This is a genomic window from Thioalkalivibrio sp. ALM2T (assembly GCF_000381505.1).
Classification (GTDB): Bacteria; Pseudomonadota; Gammaproteobacteria; order Ectothiorhodospirales; family Ectothiorhodospiraceae; genus Thioalkalivibrio; species Thioalkalivibrio versutus.
Map to the genome: position 1 here is coordinate 195,663 of NZ_KB906556.1, position 16,965 is coordinate 212,627.

Sequence of the window (16,965 nt, forward strand, 5' to 3'; positions counted from 1 at the left end):
TATGGATGGCGGCGCGTGCCGCCATCCGGTTCCAGCCCCTGGTCAATGGGTCCGGCAGGACGCGTGGGCCAGGGGTTCGTTATTGAGCGCCCAGGAGATGGAATGAGCCAGAACCACGCCCCGATCCGTACCGCCGTGTTCCCGGTTGCCGGCATGGGTACGCGCTTTCTGCCGGCCACCAAGGCGAATCCGAAGGAGATGCTGCCGATCGTGGACAAGCCGCTGATCCAGTACGCAGCGGAGGAGGCGGTGGAAGCGGGGATCGAGACCCTGGTGTTCGTGACCGGGCGCAACAAGCGATCCATTCCGGACCACTTCGACAAGGCGTACGAGCTGGAACACGAGCTGGAGGAGCGAGGCAAGACAGAGCTCCTGGAGCAGGTGCGCAATATCGTTCCGCCGAATGTGACCTGTGTCTATGTGCGCCAGTCCGATGCGCTGGGTCTCGGCCACGCGGTGGCCTGCGCCCATCCGATTGTGCGTAACGAGCCCTTTGCCGTGATCCTGGCGGACGATCTGATCGAGTCAAGTAATGGTGGGGCGACGCGGCAGATGGTCGAGCAATATGCCGAGCACGGTTGCAGCGTGCTCGGGGTGGAAGAAGTGCCGGGTGACCGCACACATCAGTACGGGATCATCGATCCAGTGAAGACCGGCCCGCGCAGCTGGGATGTGAAGGGGATCGTCGAGAAGCCCGATCCGGACCAGGCCCCGTCGAACGTGGCGGTGGTAGGGCGTTACATCCTGACACCGAGAATCTTTGAGATGCTGGCCACGCAGAAGCCAGGGGCCGGCGGCGAGATCCAGCTGACCGATGCCATCGCGCGGTTGCTGGAGCTGGAGCGGGTAACGGCCTTCAACTTCGAGGGGCGCCGCTTCGATTGCGGTTCCAAGCTGGGCTATCTGGAGGCGACCGTGGAGCTCGCTCTGAACCACCCGGAGCTGAAAGACGACTTCGCCGAGTATCTCCGCAACCGCTAGGGAAACACTGATCAATGAACGCGTTCGCGTTGGTACCCCAGGTTTTCCGAGACAAGGCGCGTCGTGCAACAGGTAGTGGTTCTACCTGTAAGCGGCGCAACGCAGGATCGGGGAACCTGGGGTGCCAACCCCGCACGTTATTGAAAGCAGGGGATCGGCCGCCCGTTGTTGACGAAAACGGGCGCGCGCACAGCCTTGCGGCTCCCTTGTGCAGAATGACTGCACGGCAGTCACCGCGCCTTGTTCGCACGCAAAAGCGACTCGAGCGCGAACGCGTTCATTGATCAGTGTTTCCCTAGAGAGACGCCGAGCCTAGGCGGGTCCTGTTACCACCAGAAACGGCGCTGACGCGGCCGGATCGGCAGGCGCCCGCGCCAGTACTGGATCAGCAGGAAGCCGAAGGCCATCCCGCCCAGGTGAGCGAAGTGGGCGATGCCGGCGAGCGTGCCGGAGATCCCCAAGTAAAGCTCCAGCGCACCGTAGCCGATCACGAAATACTTGGCCTTGATCGGGATGGGCAGGAAGATCAGGAACAGGCGCTGGTTGGGGAACATCATCCCGAACGCAAGCAGAACCCCGAATACCCCGCCCGATGCGCCGATGGTGGGGTAGATCATGTCACCGTTGCCGTGGGCAGTGATGACCAGCTGCACCAGCCCGGCGCCGACCACGCACACCAGAAAGTAGATCCCGAAGGTGCGTGAACCCCACGCGTTCTCGATCTGCACGCCCAGCATCCATACGGCGAACAGGTTCACGAACAAATGGACTGGACCGCCGTGCAGAAAGCCATAACTGACCAGCTGCCAGAGCTGGAAGTCGGGCACCCGCATCCAGCTGCCGTCCTGATGGACGGTGGCCGGCGTGCCGATGGGCCAGAGCCCAAAATGGGTGATCAACCAGTCACCCAGCCACGGCATGGTGAGGAACAGGCCCACGTTGGCGATCAGCAGGAAGCCGATCACCGGCGGCATCATGCTGAAGTCGGGGTGCCGGGGGTCCGGGTGCGTCATCGGACTCTTTTGCTCCCCGCCGTCAGGTGAAATCGTCGGTTACGGCACCGCGACTGGCCGAGCCCACGATGCGCGAGTATTTCGCCAGGACCCCGCGGTTAAAGCGGGGCACCGGCGGCTCCCAGGCCGCGCGGCGGTGTTCCAGCTCGGCTTCGTCGACCTGCAGCGTGAGCCGGTTTTCTCCGGCGTCGATCTCGATCGTATCCCCGTCCCGGACCAGCGCAATCGTGCCGCCGGTCGCCGCCTCGGGGGCGACATGTCCAACCACCATTCCGTATGTCCCGCCGGAGAAGCGCCCGTCGGTAATCAGACCAACGGAATCGCCCAGGCCCGCACCGATAATCGCGGCGGTCGGCGCGAGCATCTCGCGCATGCCGGGACCCCCACGCGGCCCCTCGTAGCGGATGACGAGGATATCGCCGGCCTGGATCTGGCCGTCGAGGATGGCATCCAGGCAGGCCTCCTCGGAGTCGAAGCAGCGCGCGGGGCCGGCGATGGCGGTCCGCTTGAGTCCAGTGATCTTGGCCACCGCGCCTTCGGTCGCGAGATTGCCCTTGAGGATGGCCAAGTGCCCGTGCGGGTACAGGGGCCGCTCCAGCGGGCGGATGATTTCCTGATCCGGGGAGGGCGTATCGGGGATCTCCGCCAGGGTCTCGGCCAGGGTGGCCCCGGTAATCGTCAGGCACTCACCGTGCATCAGCCCGGCATTCAGGAGCATCTTCATCACCTGGGGCGTGCCGCCCACCGCATGGAACTGGGTGGTCACGTAGCGCCCGGAAGGCTTCAGGTCGCACAGCACGGGGATCTTGCGGCGGATGCGCTCGACGTCGTCGATGTCCAGGGGGACCTCGGCGGCATGCGCAATCGCCAGCAGGTGGAGTACTGCGTTGGTGGAGCCCCCGATGGCCATCACCACTGCGAGGGCGTTCTCGAAGGCCTCGCGGGTCAGGATGTCGCGCGGGCGCCGGTTCGCGTGGATGGCCTCTACCAGGACCTCGGCCGACAGGGCGGCCGAGTCGCCCTTTTCCGGGTCCTCGGCGGCCTGGGTGGACGAACCGGGGAGGCTCATGCCCATGGCCTCGAAGGCACTCGACATGGTATTGGCGGTGAACATACCGCCGCAGGAGCCGGCGCCGGGGCACGCGTTGCGTTCCACGCCCTGAAGGTCCTCGTCGGACAGATTGCCGGCACCATGCTGACCCACGGCCTCGAAGGCGCTGACGATAGTCAGGTCCTGACCCTTGTAGTGCCCGGGCTTGATGGTTCCGCCGTAGACGAAGATGCCCGGCACGTTGAGACGGGCCAGGGCAATCATCGCCCCGGGCATGTTCTTGTCGCAGCCGCCGGTGGCGAGAATGCCGTCCAGGCTCTGGCCGTTGACTACGGTCTCGATGGCGTCGGCGATGACCTCGCGCGAGACCAGCGAGTACTTCATCCCCGGCGTTCCCATGGAGATGCCGTCGGAGATGGTGATGGTACCGAAGGTCTGCGGCATACCACCGGCCTGGCGCACCGCCTGTTCGGCGCGGGCGGCGAGGGCACCAATGCCCATGTTGCAGGGCGTGATCGTGCTGTGCGCGTTGGCAATGCCCACGATCGGGCGCTGAAAGTCGTCGTCGCCGAAGCCGACTGCGCGCAGCATGGCGCGATTGGGCGTGCGGCGGGGGCCTTCGGTGACGACGCGGCTGCGGCGGTTGTCCTGTGCCATGGTCTTCCCTGCGGTTGTGGGTTAGTGGGCGCCGGGCTCGCCGTGGCGCGAGTAGCGGCCGTTCATGAAACGATCGAAGAACTGCCCGAGGGCGGGGTGTTCGATCTGTTCGCCGCGAGTATCCGGCTCCAGGTGGCGTTCGGCCACGTAGGTGCTGTGCGCATAGCCGTCCACCAGCACGTGATACCACGGCTGGTCCTTGGGTGGGCGGCTCTTGGCCACGGTTTCGTACCATTCGTCCGACCCGGCGTACACCGGATCCACATCGACGATCACACCCCGGTAATCGAACTTGGTATGGTGAATGAGCTCACCAACGGTAAAGCGTGTGCGTGTGGTCATGTTCGCCTCTGTACTGCCTCGGTGCGCAAGCCTCTATTGTGGACCGCGGCCACCGGCGCGTGTTCGAGCTCGGCTCTCGGGTGCACCGCATGGCACTGTATGACTTTGTATTTAAAGCTATAAAGCCCCTAACGGTACCGCCATGAGTCGCAATCAAAACAGGCTGGATGCCAGCTTCCACCACCATATCCCCGAAGGCGATGATCGCGAACGGCGTGTTTGCGACCATTGTGGCTTCGTTGACTACGAAAACCCGCGAATCATCGTCGGCAGCGTGGCCATCTGGGAAGACCGCATATTGCTTTGCCGCCGGGCCATTCAGCCGCGCAAGGGTTTCTGGACGCTGCCGGCGGGGTTCATGGAAAAGGGGGAAAGCCCGGCCGAGGGGGCCCGCCGCGAGGCCTGGGAGGAGGCGCGGGCCGATCTGGAAATCGGTCAGTTGCTGGGCGTTTATAGCGTCCCGCACATCGGGCATGTGCAGATGATCTATCGGGCGCGCTTGCTGAGCGATGCGATTGGGCCGGGCCCTGAATCGGAAGAGGTCGGCCTATTCCGATTCGATGAACTGCCGAAGGAGCGCGCCTTCCCGTCGGTGACCTGGGCCCTGCAGCACTATCTGGAAACCCGTGATCGGGCCGACTTCGCCCCGCGCTCGGCCCCGCTGGCCGATGGAGAAGGTGTCACCCCCGGTCTTTGAGGGTGGCGCGCTCCACGCGTGTCTATTTCCTGTCGCGCTGCGGCCCGTAGTGGCGAAACTTTTCCAGGACGCGATCCATCTCCGCGTCATCCAGCAATTGCGGCCCTCCGATCTGCAGGCTCAGCACATATTGCCGTGCCAGGAGTTCAACCTCCTCGGTCAGCCACAGGGCGCGCTCCAGGTCCGTCCCGGTGGCAATCATCCCGTGATTCGCGAGCAGACAGGCCGTGCGGTCCTGCAGGGCCGCCACCGCGAGCCGCGAGAGGGTCTCCGTTCCAAACGTGGCGTACGGGGCGCAGCGGATGGAGTTCCCGCCGGCGGCGGCGATCATGTAGTGCAGCGCGGGGATGTCACGTCCCTGGATCGCCACGACACTGGCATGGACGGAATGGACATGGACGACCGCTCCCAGCTCTGGTCGCGCCTGAAGGATGGCGCGGTGGAAGTGCCACTCGCTGGAGGGCTTGCGGCCTGGCGCCCATTGTCCGTCTGCAGCGACATACACCAGGTCGTCCGTTTGTAACGCCTCGTACGGGATGCCAGAAGGGGTAATCAGTATGCCGTCGCCGAAGCGCGCGCTGATGTTGCCCGAGGTGCCCTGGTTGAGCCCCCGACGATTGGTCTCCAGGCCGGTGTTGATGATGGCTTGGCGAAGGGCGGTCTCGTCAGTCATGTTGGGGGAGTTCAGGGTCATCTTCTCGGAAGCGCTTGGGCGTAATGCGATTGTACCGGGTTCGCCCGGGAACCCCGCGCACGGGTTGTGGTCAATCGGGAAAGCCCGCAATCGTGATGGGTAATCCATTTCGCTCATGGAAATGGGGCGGGCCCGCCGTTTATAGTGGCTTCGCATATCCGGTTCGCCAGATATCCGCGAAGTTTTGATTGTTACAGGGAGGAAGCACCATGAAGAACGTCGCACGCCTGATTACCGCCACCTCCGTGGCCGCCGCACTGACCTTGGGGTTGGGTGCCGGAAGTACCGTTCACGCATTCGATGAGCACGAGGCCACGATCGACTACCGCCAGGGTGTGATGCGCGCCATTGGTGGCAACGTGGGCGCCATTGCCGCCGTGGTGGTGGACGGAGCCGAGTTCGGCGATAACCTCGAGATGCATACCAGCCAGCTGGTAGCGCTGAGCCAGGACATCCCGGGCCTCTTTCCGGAGGGGAGCGATTTCCCGGATACCGATGCCAAGGAAGAGATCTGGGATGACTGGGAACGCTTCGAGGAGCTCTCCAATGACACGCTGGAGGCCGCCGAGGCCCTGCACGCGGCCGTGGAGGCCGGTGACGAAGACGAGTACGCCATTCGCTTCCGCAACCTCGGGCAGTCCTGCCAGGCTTGCCACGACGACTTCCGCCGCGAGTAATCCGCAGTGCTAGCAGGTAACAAGGGGCTGACAGCCTGTCTGTCAGCCCTGTTGTTTCTCGGCTCGACGGCCTCGGTACAGGCCGAGGTGCGGATCGGCGAGCACGATCCATCCGTCGGCCCGGACGAACAGATTGCATACGGTGAGTATGTCTTGCGCGCTGGCGGTTGCGTGACCTGCCATACAGCGGAAGAGGGAGAATTCCTGGCCGGCGGGCGTCCGATCGAGAGCCCGTTTGGTGCGTTTTACGGACCGAACATTACGCCTGATGCGGAACACGGTATCGGGGGGTGGTCGGAGGAGGACTTCAAGCGCGCCCTGCTGGAGGGTCGCAATCCGGACGGGCGCCACTACTATCCGGCCTTTCCGTATACGTCCTACACCCAGATGCAGCCGCGTGACGTGGAAGCCCTGTGGGCCTTTCTGCAATCCGAGGTGGAGCCCGTCGCTCGAGAAAACACGCCGCATGACCTGGTCTGGTATGCCCAATTCCGGTCATCCCTGATGGGCTGGAAGTGGCTGCATTTCGAACCAGGCACCTTCAAGGCTGACCCCGACCAGTCGGACGAATGGAACCGTGGGGCCTACCTCGCCAACGCCCTTGGACACTGCATGGAATGCCATACTCCGCGCACGCGGACCGGTGGTCTGGACCTCAAGCGCATTGGGGCCGGCGCCCGACTGCCCGACGGGGACGTTGCCTCCAATATCACGCCGGATCGCGAAACCGGCATCGGACGCTGGGGGGAGCGGCATATCGCGCGCTATCTGGAGATGGGCCTGACCCGCGACGGTGATTTTGCCGGCGGCGGTATGGCGGACGTGATCGACCACGGTACTGCCCACCTGACCGATGCCGATCGCCGCGCCATCGCGATCTATATCGGTTCTCTGGAGCCCATTGAACACGATCCCGGGTGATAGGTACGCCGTACGCATCATGAAAAAAGGGCCAGGTCATGCCGACCTGGCCCTTTTTCTTTATCTGGCTCCCCGGGACGGGCTCGAACCGCCGACCTAGTGATTAACAGTCACCCGCTCTACCGACTGAGCTACCGGGGAATTGGGCGCAAATCCTAATGGGGCGGGGCGGGGGCGTCAAGGAAAATCTGGCCACCCTTCGCGTTTTACCGCCGTTCGCGGCCTTAACTGTGGTTGGCCACGAACTGGCGCAGCCGTTCCAGGGCCTTGTCGAGCTGATCGACGCTGGTGGCAAACGAGACGCGGACATGACCAGGGGCGCCGAAGGCGCTGCCCGGCACCAGGGCCACCCCCACCTCGTCCAGCAGCTGCTTGGTCAAGGCCACATCGGTATCGATGTCTGCGGCCTGCATCAATCCGGTGACGCGCGGGAAGCAGTAGAACGTACCATCTGGCATCAGGCACTCGATGCCGTTGATGGCATTGAGGCCGTCCACCACACGACGTGCCCGCTCGGCAAAGGCGGAGCACATGGCGACCACGCAGCCCTGATCGCCATCGAGTGCGGCCTCGGCCCCGGCCTGGGCAATGGAAGTCGGGTTGGAGGTGCTTTGCGACTGGATCTTCTTCATCGCCGCGATCAGGTTCTTGGGTCCACCGGCGTAGCCGATACGCCAGCCGGTCATCGCGTAGGCCTTGGAAACGCCGTTCAGGACCACAGTACGGTCCAGCAGGTCCGGGGCCACGTTGACGATGTTCACGAACGGCGTGGAGCCGAACAGGATGTGCTCGTACATGTCGTCGGTGGCGATGACGACGCGCGGATGGCGCCGCAGGACCTCGGCCAGTTCCGTCAGTTGCTCGGCCGAATAGGCGGCACCCGTGGGGTTGGACGGGCTGTTCAGGAACACCAGGCGGGTGTTCGGAGTGATCGCCGCTTCCAGCTGTGCGCCGGTGATGCGGAAGCCGGCTTCTTGCTCTGCGCTGACGACCACCGGGCGGGCCCCGGCGAGCAGCGCAATATCCGGGTAGGAGACCCAGTAGGGGGCGGGGATCACCACTTCGTCGCCCGGGTTCAGCAGGGCCTGGCAGAGGTTGAAGATGCTCTGCTTGCCACCGGAGGACACCAGGATCTGGTCGGGGGTGAACGTCAGGCCGTTGTCGCGATCGAATTTCCGAATGATGGCGGCCTTGAGACTGACCGTTCCGTCCACCGGAGTGTACTTGGTTTCTCCGCGGGCAAGCGCGTCGACCGCGGCCTGCTTGATATGCTCGGGGGTATCGAAATCTGGTTCTCCCGCCCCCAGCCCGACAATGTCCCGGCCCTCGGCTCGCAGCTGGGCGGCCAGGGCGCTGACGGCGAGAGTGGGGGAGGGCTGGATGCGCTGGACGCGGTCGGAGAGCTCGATTTCCAAGGTGGGGCCTCTGTGTGATCGGGGCGAAGGGCCGCGCGGGCGGTCGGGTGCGAAATGATACTGAAATCAGGCGCGGAGGATAAGGTGCAGCCAGGCGAAGGCGAACAATTCCAGGTGGTGTCCGAATACCAGCCGGCTGGCGACCAGCCCGCGGCGATCGCGGCATTGACCGAAGGCCTCGAGGCGGGCCTGGCACATCAGGTCCTGCTTGGGGTCACCGGGTCGGGCAAGACGTTCACCATCGCCAATGTGATCGAGAATATCCAGCGCCCCACCATTATCCTGGCGCCAAACAAGACCCTGGCCGCCCAATTGTACGGGGAATTCAAGGAGTTTTTCCCGAACAACACGGTCGAGTACTTCGTTTCCTACTATGACTACTATCAGCCGGAGGCCTACGTCCCGTCCTCGGATACCTATATCGAGAAGGACGCCTCGATCAACGACCACATTGAGCAGATGCGCCTGTCAGCCACCCGTGCGTTGCTGGAGCGGCGCGATGCGATCATTGTGGCGTCGGTCTCCGCGATCTACGGCCTGGGTGATCCGCGCAAGTATCTCTCCATGGTGCTGCACCTGGAGCGGGGCGAGCGCATTGACCAACGCGACTTGCTGCGGCGCCTGGCGGAATTGCAGTACACCCGCAACGATGCGGAGTTGCGCCGTGCGACCTACCGGGTCCGCGGCGAAGTCATCGACATCCACCCGGCGGAATCCGACATCGAGGCGGTGCGCATCGAGCTGTTCGACGACGAGGTGGAACGCCTGTCGTATTTCGACCCCCTGACCGGCGAACAGCTGCGCACCGTCCCGCGCCTGACGATCTACCCGAAGACCCACTACGTGACGCCGCGCGAAACCCTGTTGGGGGCGGTGGACCACATCCGCGACGAACTGAAGGAGCGCCTGGACTTTCTGCGCAAGGAAGACCGGCTGGTCGAAGCACAGCGTCTGGAGCAGCGCACGCTGTTCGATCTGGAGATGATCCTCGAGATCGGCTACTGCAACGGCATCGAGAACTACTCGCGCTACCTCTCCGGCCGCGCCCCCGGCGAGCCGCCACCGACCTTTTTCGACTACCTGCCAAAGGATGCGCTGTTGGTGATCGACGAGTCGCACGTGTCGGTCCCGCAGGTGGGCGGGATGTACAAGGGCGACCGTTCGCGCAAGGAGACGCTGGTGGAATACGGCTTTCGCCTGCCATCGGCGCTGGACAACCGGCCGCTGCGTTTCGAAGAGTTCGAGGCCTTGCAGCCGCAGACGATTTACGTCTCTGCCACCCCGGGGCCCTATGAGCGTGAACATGCCGACGCGATCGTGGACCAGGTGGTGCGCCCGACTGGGTTGCTCGACCCGATCCTGGAGATCCGCCCGGCCGGTACCCAGGTGGACGATGCACTCTCCGAGATTCGCGACCGGGTCGAATGCAACGAGCGCGTCCTGATCACCACGCTGACCAAACGCATGGCCGAGGACCTGACGGATTATCTGTCCGAGCACGGGGTACGCGTGCGCTACCTGCACTCGGATATCGATACCGTCGAGCGCATGGAGATCATCCGCGACCTGCGCCTGGGCGAGTTCGATGTACTGGTGGGGATCAACCTCCTGCGCGAGGGCCTGGACATGCCCGAGGTCTCGCTGGTGGCGATCCTGGATGCCGACAAGGAGGGCTTCTTGCGCTCCGACCGATCGCTGATCCAGACCATCGGCCGCGCCGCGCGCAACGTCAACGGCAAGGCGATCCTGTACGCCGACAAGGTGACCGGATCCATGCGGCGCGCGATCGACGAGACCGAGCGCCGCCGGGCCAAGCAGATCGAGCACAATGAGGCCCACGGGATCACGCCCATGGGCATTCGCAAGAACGTTGCGGATATCCTGGAGGCGCGCAACGCGATGCCCGGCGCCGGCGGCCGACGAGGTCGCAAGGTGGCGGAGGAGGGCGCCGATTACGTGGGCGCACCGGACAACGCGGCCAAAGAGATCGAACGCCTGGAAAAGGAGATGTTTGCCAAGGCACGCGACCTCGAGTTCGAGGAGGCCGCCCGCATTCGCAACCGCATCGAGAAGCTCAAGGCACTCGCCTTTCTCCCCGAAGCCTCGCTATCCTGAAAAGATGGCTCCCGCGGGAGCGCCGAATCGAGCCCCTGAGTGATGTTCAAGAACGACTCCTTGCCCCTGGGTCCGGTGATGCTCGACGTCGCCGGTACCGAACTGACTCCCAAAGACCGTGAACGCCTGCGTCATCCTGCCACCGGCGGCGTCATCCTGTTCGCCCGCAATGTCGGCGCTGCGGAGCAGGTGAGCGCGCTGGTCGCCGCCATTCGCGCCGAGCGCCCCGGCATCCTGATTGCGGTGGACCAGGAGGGCGGGCGGGTACAACGGCTACGCGACGGCTTCACCGCCATCCCGCCGATGCGTCAGCTTGGCCACGTCCACGATTACGACCGCAACAAGGCGTGCGAGCTCGCGCATGCGACCGGCGAACTTCTCGGGCGTGAGCTACGATCGGTGGACATCGACTTCAGCTTTACCCCGGTGCTGGATCGCGACCTCGACATCAGCGAGATCATCGGCGATCGTGCCTTCCATTATGACCCGGACGTGATCGCGCGCCTGGCCGGCGAGTTGATCCGGGGCCTGTCCGCGGCCGGCATGGCGGCCGTGGGCAAGCATTTCCCGGGTCACGGGGCTGTTGCCGCGGATTCACATGTCGCCTTGCCGGTCGACGACCGTCCACTCTCCGAGATCGAGAATCAGGACCTGGAGGCGTTTCGCCCGGTGCTTGGGGACCTCGAGGCCATCATGCCGGCACACGTCGTATACCCACAGGTGGATGAACATCCCGCGGGCTTCTCGCGCGTCTGGCTGCAGGACATCCTGCGCCGCGAACTGCGCTATCGCGGGGCGATCCTCAGCGACGACCTTGCCATGGCTGGGGCGGAGGGCATTGGCGGGTCCGCCGAGCGCGCTGCGGCCGCACGTGCGGCCGGCTGCGACATGGTGCTGATTTGCAACCAGCCGGAACAAGCCGACATCATCCTTGCCGCCCAGGCGGATCAGCCGTTGTCACCTGATTCGCGGCGTCGACTGGAACGCTTGCGGGCGCGCCCAGTGGAGCCTGATCCACAGCGTCTCGTCGCACTGCGCGCGCAGTTGACGCACTGGACTCAAGCTAGCCAGATCGCCACTGCATAACCCCATGAAAAGGGCGCATTGGCACCCGCGTGCCGAGCCGCCTATAATGCGCCACCGGTTTGCAGTTGAGCAGCTAGTAATATTCACATTCACCACTGAAGTTGGAGATCCAAAATGGCCGATAAGCTCATGATCGTCATGGTCAACACCGACCCGAGCAACGCTTCCGAACTGGGTGCCCCGTTCTTCCAGGCCACCGTGGCTGCCGCCATGGAGTACGACGTTGAAATCGTGATGACCGGCCGTGCTGGCGAGCTCGCCAAGAAGGGCGTTGCCGAGAACCTGTTCGTGCAGGAAGGCTCCAGCAAGAGCGTCTACGACTTCATGAAGGACGCCCACGAAGCCGGCGTCGTAATGAAGGTCTGCACCCCGACGCTGGATCTGTGGGGCAACGACCTGATTCCGGAGATCGAAGAAACCGTGGGCGGCGCCTACGTCATCTCCGAAGCGATGGACGACGACACGGTCACCTTTACCTACTAAGGTCACCAACGTTCGTTAGGAACCGGCCGGCCCTTGTGCCGGCCGGTTGCGTTTCCGGGGTCCGAACAGGCGAGGCCAACCTTGCCGAATGTTCGGCGCTCGGACATGATTTCCCCGCATCGACACCCTCAGGATATGCCATGAGCCCGGAACAGGCCCGAGCCACGCTGCGCGACGCCGACTGCCTCTTCAGCCGCGATGCCGTCGAGACGGCGATCGACCGCTTGGCGGAACGCACGGCCAGCGCGCTGAAGGACCGCAATCCGCTGGTCATGGGCGTGATGAACGGGGGTGTGGTGCTGATGGGCGGGTTGTTGACCCGCTGGTCGTTTCCCATGCAGGTGGATTACCTGCACGCCACGCGCTATCGGGGCGGCACCCGCGGCGGCGAACAGCTGCACTGGTTGGCACGTCCGCAGGCGTCGCTCAAGGACCGAACCGTGGTCATCGTGGATGACATCCTCGACGGCGGGATCACCCTGGAGGGAATCAAGACGTTCTGCGAGGAGCAGGGCGCGGCGCAGGTGATCTCCATCGTCCTGGTGGACAAGCACAACCCGGAACGGGACCCGGCGATCACCGTCGACTACGCCGCCCTGGAGGCCCCGAACCGCTACCTGTTCGGGTACGGTATGGATTATCAGGACTATCTGCGCAATGCGCCCGGCATCTTCGCCGTGGCCGACCACTAAACCACTGACGCCCGAGGCGCTCATGTCCACACCCCGTATCGCCGTCATCGGCGGCACCGGCCTGACCCGGCTGAAGGATCTGGAGATCACCCGGCGTCAGGTAATGCACACGCCGTATGGCGAACCCTCGGGGCCGCTGGTGTTCGGCCGCCTAAACGACACCGAGATCGTGTTTCTGCCACGACACGGGGCCCGGCATACGATCCCGCCGCACGAGGTGAACTACCGCGCCAATATCTGGGCGCTGAAGAATGCCGGGATCGACAACGTTGTGGCCGTGGCTGCAGTCGGCGGGATTGGCGAAGAGATGAAGCCTGGTATGGTCGCGATCCCCGATCAGATCATCGATTACACCTGGTCACGGGCGAATACCTTCTTCGAGGGGAATGACCTGGAAGAGGTCACCCACATCGACATGACCTGGCCCTATAGCGACAGCGTCCGCCAGACACTGATCCGCGCGATTGACGACCTGGGTATCGAGGCCGTGGAGCACGGGACCTACGGGGCCACGCAGGGACCGCGCCTGGAGACGGCCGCGGAGATTGATCGCCTGGAACGCGACGGCTGCGATCTGGTGGGCATGACCGGCATGCCCGAGGCGGCACTGGCGCGTGAACTGGGTCTGAACTACGCCTGCTGTGCCGTAATCGCCAACTGGGCGGCCGGACGCGCCGAAGGCGAGATCACGATGGACGACATCGCCGCGAATCTCGATGTCGGCATGGCGCGGGTGAAACAGATCCTCACGCACGTCATCAGCAGTCTTTCCTGACGCCACGGCGTTAACAATCCGGGGACCGGCCGGGGAGAGAACCCGGGCCGGACGACCGCACGCGCATTGTCCATGGACTGGACTCACGCAGACGACCAACACAGTCCCTTATCCAGAATTTAACATAATATGTATTATGCGTCGTTTTGGATGAGGTGTGGTCGGGCGGTCAATGGGCTTAATGATCGGCAACGCCTGGGCCTACGCCGTGCCCCGGCTCGTCATTTGCCTCAGGCACGCACGGCTTTCTCGATGCCTTCAGTCATCACCTCGACCAGGAAATCGATCTGCTCCTCGCTGATCACGTATGGCGGCATCAGGTAACTCACATTACCCAGCGGCCGCAGCAACGCACCGCGGGTCAGGCCGTGGCGGTAGATATGCAGGCCGCGGCGCTCCTGCCATGGATAAGGCGTGCGCCGGGTCTTGTCCTGCACCAGCTCCACCGCCGCGATCATGCCGTGCTGGCGCACGTCGGCCACGTTCGGGTGTTCTTTCAATGGCTCGAGTCGTTTCTCGATATGAAGTGCAAGCTCCCGGTTTCTCTCGATAACTGGATCGGCCTCGAAGATATCCAGTGTGGCGAGGGCGGCCCTGCATGCCAGCGGATTCCCGGTATAGGAATGCGAATGCAGGAACATGTTGAGCTTTTCGTAATCGTCGTAGAACGCCTGGTAGACGGTATCCGTGGTGAGCACCGCGGCCATTGGCAGATAGCCGCCCGTCAGTCCTTTGGACAGGCACAGGAAATCGGGCGTGATCGGGCCCTGTTCGCAGGCGAACAACGTGCCCGTTCGGCCGAAGCCCACCGCGATCTCGTCGGCGATCAGGTGGACCCCGTGGCGGTCGCAGGCGGCGCGCAGCAGCCGCAGGTATTCCGGGTCATACATGCGCATGTGGCCGGCACACTGCACCAACGGCTCGATGATGACGGCGGCAGTTTCATCGGCGTGTTCCGCCAGGGCCTGTTCCATGTGCACGAATTGCCGCCGGGCCACGTCGGCGCAGCTCTCGCCGGCCTCGCGTTCAAAGCAGTCAGGCGCCGGGACGGTGATCACGTCCAGCATCAACGGTTCGTAAGTGGCGCTGTACAGTGGGACGTCGCTGACCGACAGCGCCCCCAGGGTCTCGCCGTGGTAGCTGTTCGACAGGCGGATGAACCGAGTCTTTTGCGGGCGCCCCACGTTGCGCCAGTAATGAAAGCTCATCTTCAGGGCAACCTCGACCCCGGCGCTGCCGTTGTCCGCCAGGAACACGCGATCCAGACCTTCGGGAGTGATGTTGATCAGGCGTTCGCAGAGTTCGACCACCGGCTCGTGGGTGCAGCCCGCGAGGATGACGTGCTCCAGCTGATCGAGCTGCTCCTTCACCGCATTGCCGATGCGGGGGTTGGCGTGACCGAACAGGTTGACCCACCACGAACTGATGGCGTCCAGATAGCGGTTGCCATCGAAATCGTAGAGCCAGACGCCCTCTCCGCGCTGGATCGGAAGCAGCGGGAGGGTCCCCTCCTCGCCGTAGTCCTTCATCTGGGTGCAGGGATGCCAGAGGGCGCGCAGGTCGCGGTGCTTGAGGGTGTTGTTATCCATAGGGCGCATTGTGCCAAACCCGACCAACAAAGGCGGGTTCAATGAGCGGATTCGGCCCTCATCGTGGCCAGCTCGTTCTCGAAGAAGAAGCGGTCTTCGCCAAAGGCGGGTTCCAGCTGATCGAGCCAGGTGGCGTGTTCGTCGTAGCGCGCAAAGAACGGCCGCTGGACCCAGTCGGGATTGCGCGCCTGGATGAAACGCAGGACGAAGACCTTCTCGCCCTGGACCTCGGCAACGCCCTGGATCTCCACCTTGCCGGGCTCGGCGCTCATTGAGGGTCCGCGGGCGGTGCGTCCGAGCCCCGAGACCTGCTTCATGGCCTCGCGGTAGATCTCCCAGGCGCGGGCCAGCGGTACCTCGAAGTAGCGTCGCGCCCCGGTGTCACGCTCTACGAACATGTAATACGGGATAATCCCGAGGCGCACCTGTTCGCGCCAGAGATTGGCCCAAGCCTCGGCGTCGTCGTTGATGTGCCGGAGCAGCGGCCCCTGGGCGCGAATCTCGGCGCCGGTGTCGCGCACACGGCGGATGGCTTCGTGGGCGATCGGGGTGCGCAGTTCGTTCGGATGGTTGTAGTGCGCCATCAGGGCCACGTGCTTGCCCGCCTCCACCAACCGTTGCAGTAGACACAGCAGTTCGTCCGCATCCGAGTCGGTCACGAATCGGTAAGGCCAGAATGTCAGGGCCTTGGTGCCGATCCGTACGGTCTGTATGTGGGCCAGCTCCGGCTCCAGCAAAGCCTCAAGATAGGCCTTCAGATGCTTGGTTTTCATTACCATCGGGTCGCCACCCGTCATCAAAAGGTCGCTGATCTCCGGATGGCCGCGCAGGTAGTCGTGCAGCAACGCGGCATCGGTGCTGGCGATGCGCAGCTCCTTGTCACCGACGAACTGGGCCCAGCGGAAGCAGAAGGTGCAATAACTGTGGCAGGTCTGGCCCTGGCCGGGGAAGAACAGCACGGTTTCGCGATACTTGTGCTGGAGGCCGTTGATGACCTCGCCCGCTTCCTCGCTCGGGCGGTTGAGCTCCATCTGCCCGGCTGGATGCGGGTTGAGCTCCTCGCGCAGCTCGCGCGCGAGGGCCTGGATCTCGGCCCGCCCTGCCCCATGGCGATGCAGAACGGCCATACGTTCGAAGGCCTCGGGGGCCAGCATGTCCCGTTGCGGAAAGGTCAGCTGGAAGATTGGGTCGTCGGGAACCCGGCTCCAGTCGATCAGCTCCTCGATCACGTAGTCGTTGACCCGGAACGGAAGCACGCTGGCAACTACCTGCATCTCGAAGCGTATGGACTCGGGCAGGCTGGCCAGGGCCGGGATGCGTTCGATCGAGCGTTCATTAAAGACGCGGAACTCGCGCGGCTCGACCGCACCAAGCTGGGGATCACGATAGAACTGGACAACGGAATTCATCCGCGACTCCTGTGCCGACAAACTGAAATTGGAGTGCCTCGCCGCAGCGCTGGGCGAGGATGCGCGTGTATCCCGGGACGTTCGGGGCGCTCAAGCTCTAGGGAAACACTGATCAATGAACGCGTTCGCGCGCGAGTCGCTTTTGCGTGCGAAAAGGCGCGGTGACTGCCGTGCAGTCATTCTGCACAAGGGAGCCGCAACGCTGTGCGCGCGCCCGTTTTCGTCAACAACGGGCGGCCGAGCCCCTCCTTTCAATAACGTGCGGGGTTGGCACCCCAGGTTCCCCGATCCTGCGTTGCGCCGCTTACAGGTAGAACCACTACCTGTTGCACGACGCGCCTTGTCTCGGAAAACCTGGGGTACCAACG

The 16,965-nt window shown here is 63.9% G+C and carries 16 protein-coding genes and 1 tRNA gene; 9 read left to right on the forward strand and 8 right to left on the reverse strand.

The genetic code is table 11. The features are described 5' to 3' along the window. The first annotated feature begins 102 nt into the window (after positions 1-102). Positions 103-981: a UTP--glucose-1-phosphate uridylyltransferase GalU gene (gene galU, locus F816_RS0100860; protein WP_019593134.1), complete on the forward strand. Its 879-nt coding sequence runs from the start codon at positions 103-105 to the stop codon at positions 979-981. A 326-nt stretch (positions 982-1,307) separates the two neighbouring features. Here galU and F816_RS0100865 read toward each other — a convergent pair whose 3' ends face one another. From F816_RS0100865 to hspQ, 3 genes are read right to left on the reverse strand one after another with little or no spacing between them, the layout of a single operon-like run. Beyond that, positions 1,308-1,994: a rhomboid family intramembrane serine protease gene (locus tag F816_RS0100865; RefSeq protein ID WP_019593135.1), complete on the reverse strand. Its 687-nt coding sequence runs from the start codon at positions 1,992-1,994 to the stop codon at positions 1,308-1,310. A gap of 22 nt (positions 1,995-2,016) precedes the next feature. Further along, positions 2,017-3,702, reverse strand: a complete 1,686-nt coding sequence (ilvD, locus tag F816_RS0100870) for a dihydroxy-acid dehydratase (protein WP_019593136.1) — start codon at positions 3,700-3,702, stop codon at positions 2,017-2,019. Between the two features lie 21 nt (positions 3,703-3,723). After that, positions 3,724-4,044 (reverse strand): heat shock protein HspQ, encoded by a 321-nt coding sequence (gene hspQ, locus F816_RS0100875; protein ID WP_019593137.1) that lies wholly within the window; start codon positions 4,042-4,044, stop codon positions 3,724-3,726. A 142-nt stretch (positions 4,045-4,186) separates the two neighbouring features. Between hspQ and F816_RS0100880 the strand changes: the two genes are divergently transcribed. Beyond that, a complete protein-coding gene (locus tag F816_RS0100880) occupies positions 4,187-4,741 on the forward strand; it encodes an NUDIX domain-containing protein (protein WP_019593138.1) in 555 nt (184 codons plus the stop codon). A gap of 22 nt (positions 4,742-4,763) precedes the next feature. Here F816_RS0100880 and F816_RS0100885 read toward each other — a convergent pair whose 3' ends face one another. Continuing rightward, positions 4,764-5,435, reverse strand: a complete 672-nt coding sequence (locus F816_RS0100885; protein WP_019593139.1) for an L-fuculose-phosphate aldolase — start codon at positions 5,433-5,435, stop codon at positions 4,764-4,766. Positions 5,436-5,644: 209 nt separating this feature from the next. Here F816_RS0100885 and F816_RS0100890 point away from each other — a divergent pair, with 209 nt between their 5' ends. Both F816_RS0100890 and F816_RS0100895 read left to right on the forward strand, forming a co-directional pair. Then, positions 5,645-6,112: a cytochrome c gene (locus F816_RS0100890; RefSeq protein WP_019593140.1), complete on the forward strand. Its 468-nt coding sequence runs from the start codon at positions 5,645-5,647 to the stop codon at positions 6,110-6,112. Between the two features lie 51 nt (positions 6,113-6,163). Beyond that, positions 6,164-7,033, forward strand: a complete 870-nt coding sequence (locus F816_RS0100895; RefSeq protein ID WP_019593141.1) for a cytochrome c — start codon at positions 6,164-6,166, stop codon at positions 7,031-7,033. A gap of 65 nt (positions 7,034-7,098) precedes the next feature. Here the strand turns inward: F816_RS0100895 and F816_RS0100900 are convergent. Both F816_RS0100900 and F816_RS0100905 read right to left on the reverse strand, forming a co-directional pair. Continuing rightward, positions 7,099-7,174 (reverse strand) — tRNA-Asn (locus F816_RS0100900). A gap of 83 nt (positions 7,175-7,257) precedes the next feature. Next, entirely contained in the window at positions 7,258-8,448 is a 1,191-nt protein-coding gene (locus F816_RS0100905; protein WP_019593142.1) for a pyridoxal phosphate-dependent aminotransferase, read from the reverse strand. Positions 8,449-8,532: 84 nt separating this feature from the next. On the opposite strand from F816_RS0100905, the gene uvrB reads away from it, so the two are divergent. From uvrB to F816_RS0100930, 5 genes are all read left to right on the forward strand, one after another. Further along, positions 8,533-10,563, forward strand: a complete 2,031-nt coding sequence (gene uvrB, locus F816_RS0100910; protein WP_018145690.1) for an excinuclease ABC subunit UvrB — start codon at positions 8,533-8,535, stop codon at positions 10,561-10,563. Between the two features lie 42 nt (positions 10,564-10,605). Beyond that, complete coding sequence (nagZ, locus tag F816_RS0100915; protein ID WP_019593143.1) at positions 10,606-11,649, forward strand: beta-N-acetylhexosaminidase; 1,044 nt, start codon at positions 10,606-10,608, stop codon at positions 11,647-11,649. Between the two features lie 114 nt (positions 11,650-11,763). Further along, positions 11,764-12,132 carry a DsrE family protein gene (locus F816_RS0100920; RefSeq protein WP_018145688.1) on the forward strand — a complete coding sequence of 123 codons (369 nt, stop codon included), beginning with the start codon at positions 11,764-11,766 and terminating at the stop codon, positions 12,130-12,132. Positions 12,133-12,272: 140 nt separating this feature from the next. After that, a complete protein-coding gene (locus tag F816_RS0100925) occupies positions 12,273-12,824 on the forward strand; it encodes a hypoxanthine-guanine phosphoribosyltransferase (protein ID WP_019593144.1) in 552 nt (183 codons plus the stop codon). A 22-nt stretch (positions 12,825-12,846) separates the two neighbouring features. After that, the gene (locus F816_RS0100930) at positions 12,847-13,599 is read left to right on the forward strand and encodes an S-methyl-5'-thioinosine phosphorylase (RefSeq protein ID WP_018937586.1); all 753 of its coding nucleotides are present in this window, start codon (positions 12,847-12,849) and stop codon (positions 13,597-13,599) included. A gap of 230 nt (positions 13,600-13,829) precedes the next feature. Here the strand turns inward: F816_RS0100930 and F816_RS0100935 are convergent, their stop codons facing one another. Then, entirely contained in the window at positions 13,830-15,188 is a 1,359-nt protein-coding gene (locus F816_RS0100935; protein WP_019593145.1) for an adenosylmethionine--8-amino-7-oxononanoate transaminase, read from the reverse strand. A 38-nt stretch (positions 15,189-15,226) separates the two neighbouring features. After that, positions 15,227-16,597, reverse strand: a complete 1,371-nt coding sequence (locus F816_RS0100940; RefSeq protein ID WP_019593146.1) for a KamA family radical SAM protein — start codon at positions 16,595-16,597, stop codon at positions 15,227-15,229. Positions 16,598-16,965: the final 368 nt, after the last annotated feature.

What these genes read in the sequence shown, in the direction of transcription:
- galU (WP_019593134.1), top strand. Translation starts at nt 103, where the DNA reads ATGAGCCAGAACCACGCCCCGATCCGTACCGCCGTGTTCCCGGTTGCC.
- hspQ (WP_019593137.1), bottom strand. Translation starts at nt 4,044, where the DNA reads ATGACCACACGCACACGCTTTACCGTTGGTGAGCTCATTCACCATACC.
- F816_RS0100920 (WP_018145688.1), top strand. Translation starts at nt 11,764, where the DNA reads ATGGCCGATAAGCTCATGATCGTCATGGTCAACACCGACCCGAGCAAC.
- F816_RS0100885 (WP_019593139.1), bottom strand. Translation starts at nt 5,435, where the DNA reads ATGACCCTGAACTCCCCCAACATGACTGACGAGACCGCCCTTCGCCAA.
- F816_RS0100865 (WP_019593135.1), bottom strand. Translation starts at nt 1,994, where the DNA reads ATGACGCACCCGGACCCCCGGCACCCCGACTTCAGCATGATGCCGCCG.
- F816_RS0100940 (WP_019593146.1), bottom strand. Translation starts at nt 16,597, where the DNA reads ATGAATTCCGTTGTCCAGTTCTATCGTGATCCCCAGCTTGGTGCGGTC.
- F816_RS0100925 (WP_019593144.1), top strand. Translation starts at nt 12,273, where the DNA reads ATGAGCCCGGAACAGGCCCGAGCCACGCTGCGCGACGCCGACTGCCTC.
- F816_RS0100935 (WP_019593145.1), bottom strand. Translation starts at nt 15,188, where the DNA reads ATGGATAACAACACCCTCAAGCACCGCGACCTGCGCGCCCTCTGGCAT.
- F816_RS0100930 (WP_018937586.1), top strand. Translation starts at nt 12,847, where the DNA reads ATGTCCACACCCCGTATCGCCGTCATCGGCGGCACCGGCCTGACCCGG.
- ilvD (WP_019593136.1), bottom strand. Translation starts at nt 3,702, where the DNA reads ATGGCACAGGACAACCGCCGCAGCCGCGTCGTCACCGAAGGCCCCCGC.
- F816_RS0100880 (WP_019593138.1), top strand. Translation starts at nt 4,187, where the DNA reads ATGAGTCGCAATCAAAACAGGCTGGATGCCAGCTTCCACCACCATATC.
- nagZ (WP_019593143.1), top strand. Translation starts at nt 10,606, where the DNA reads ATGTTCAAGAACGACTCCTTGCCCCTGGGTCCGGTGATGCTCGACGTC.
- F816_RS0100890 (WP_019593140.1), top strand. Translation starts at nt 5,645, where the DNA reads ATGAAGAACGTCGCACGCCTGATTACCGCCACCTCCGTGGCCGCCGCA.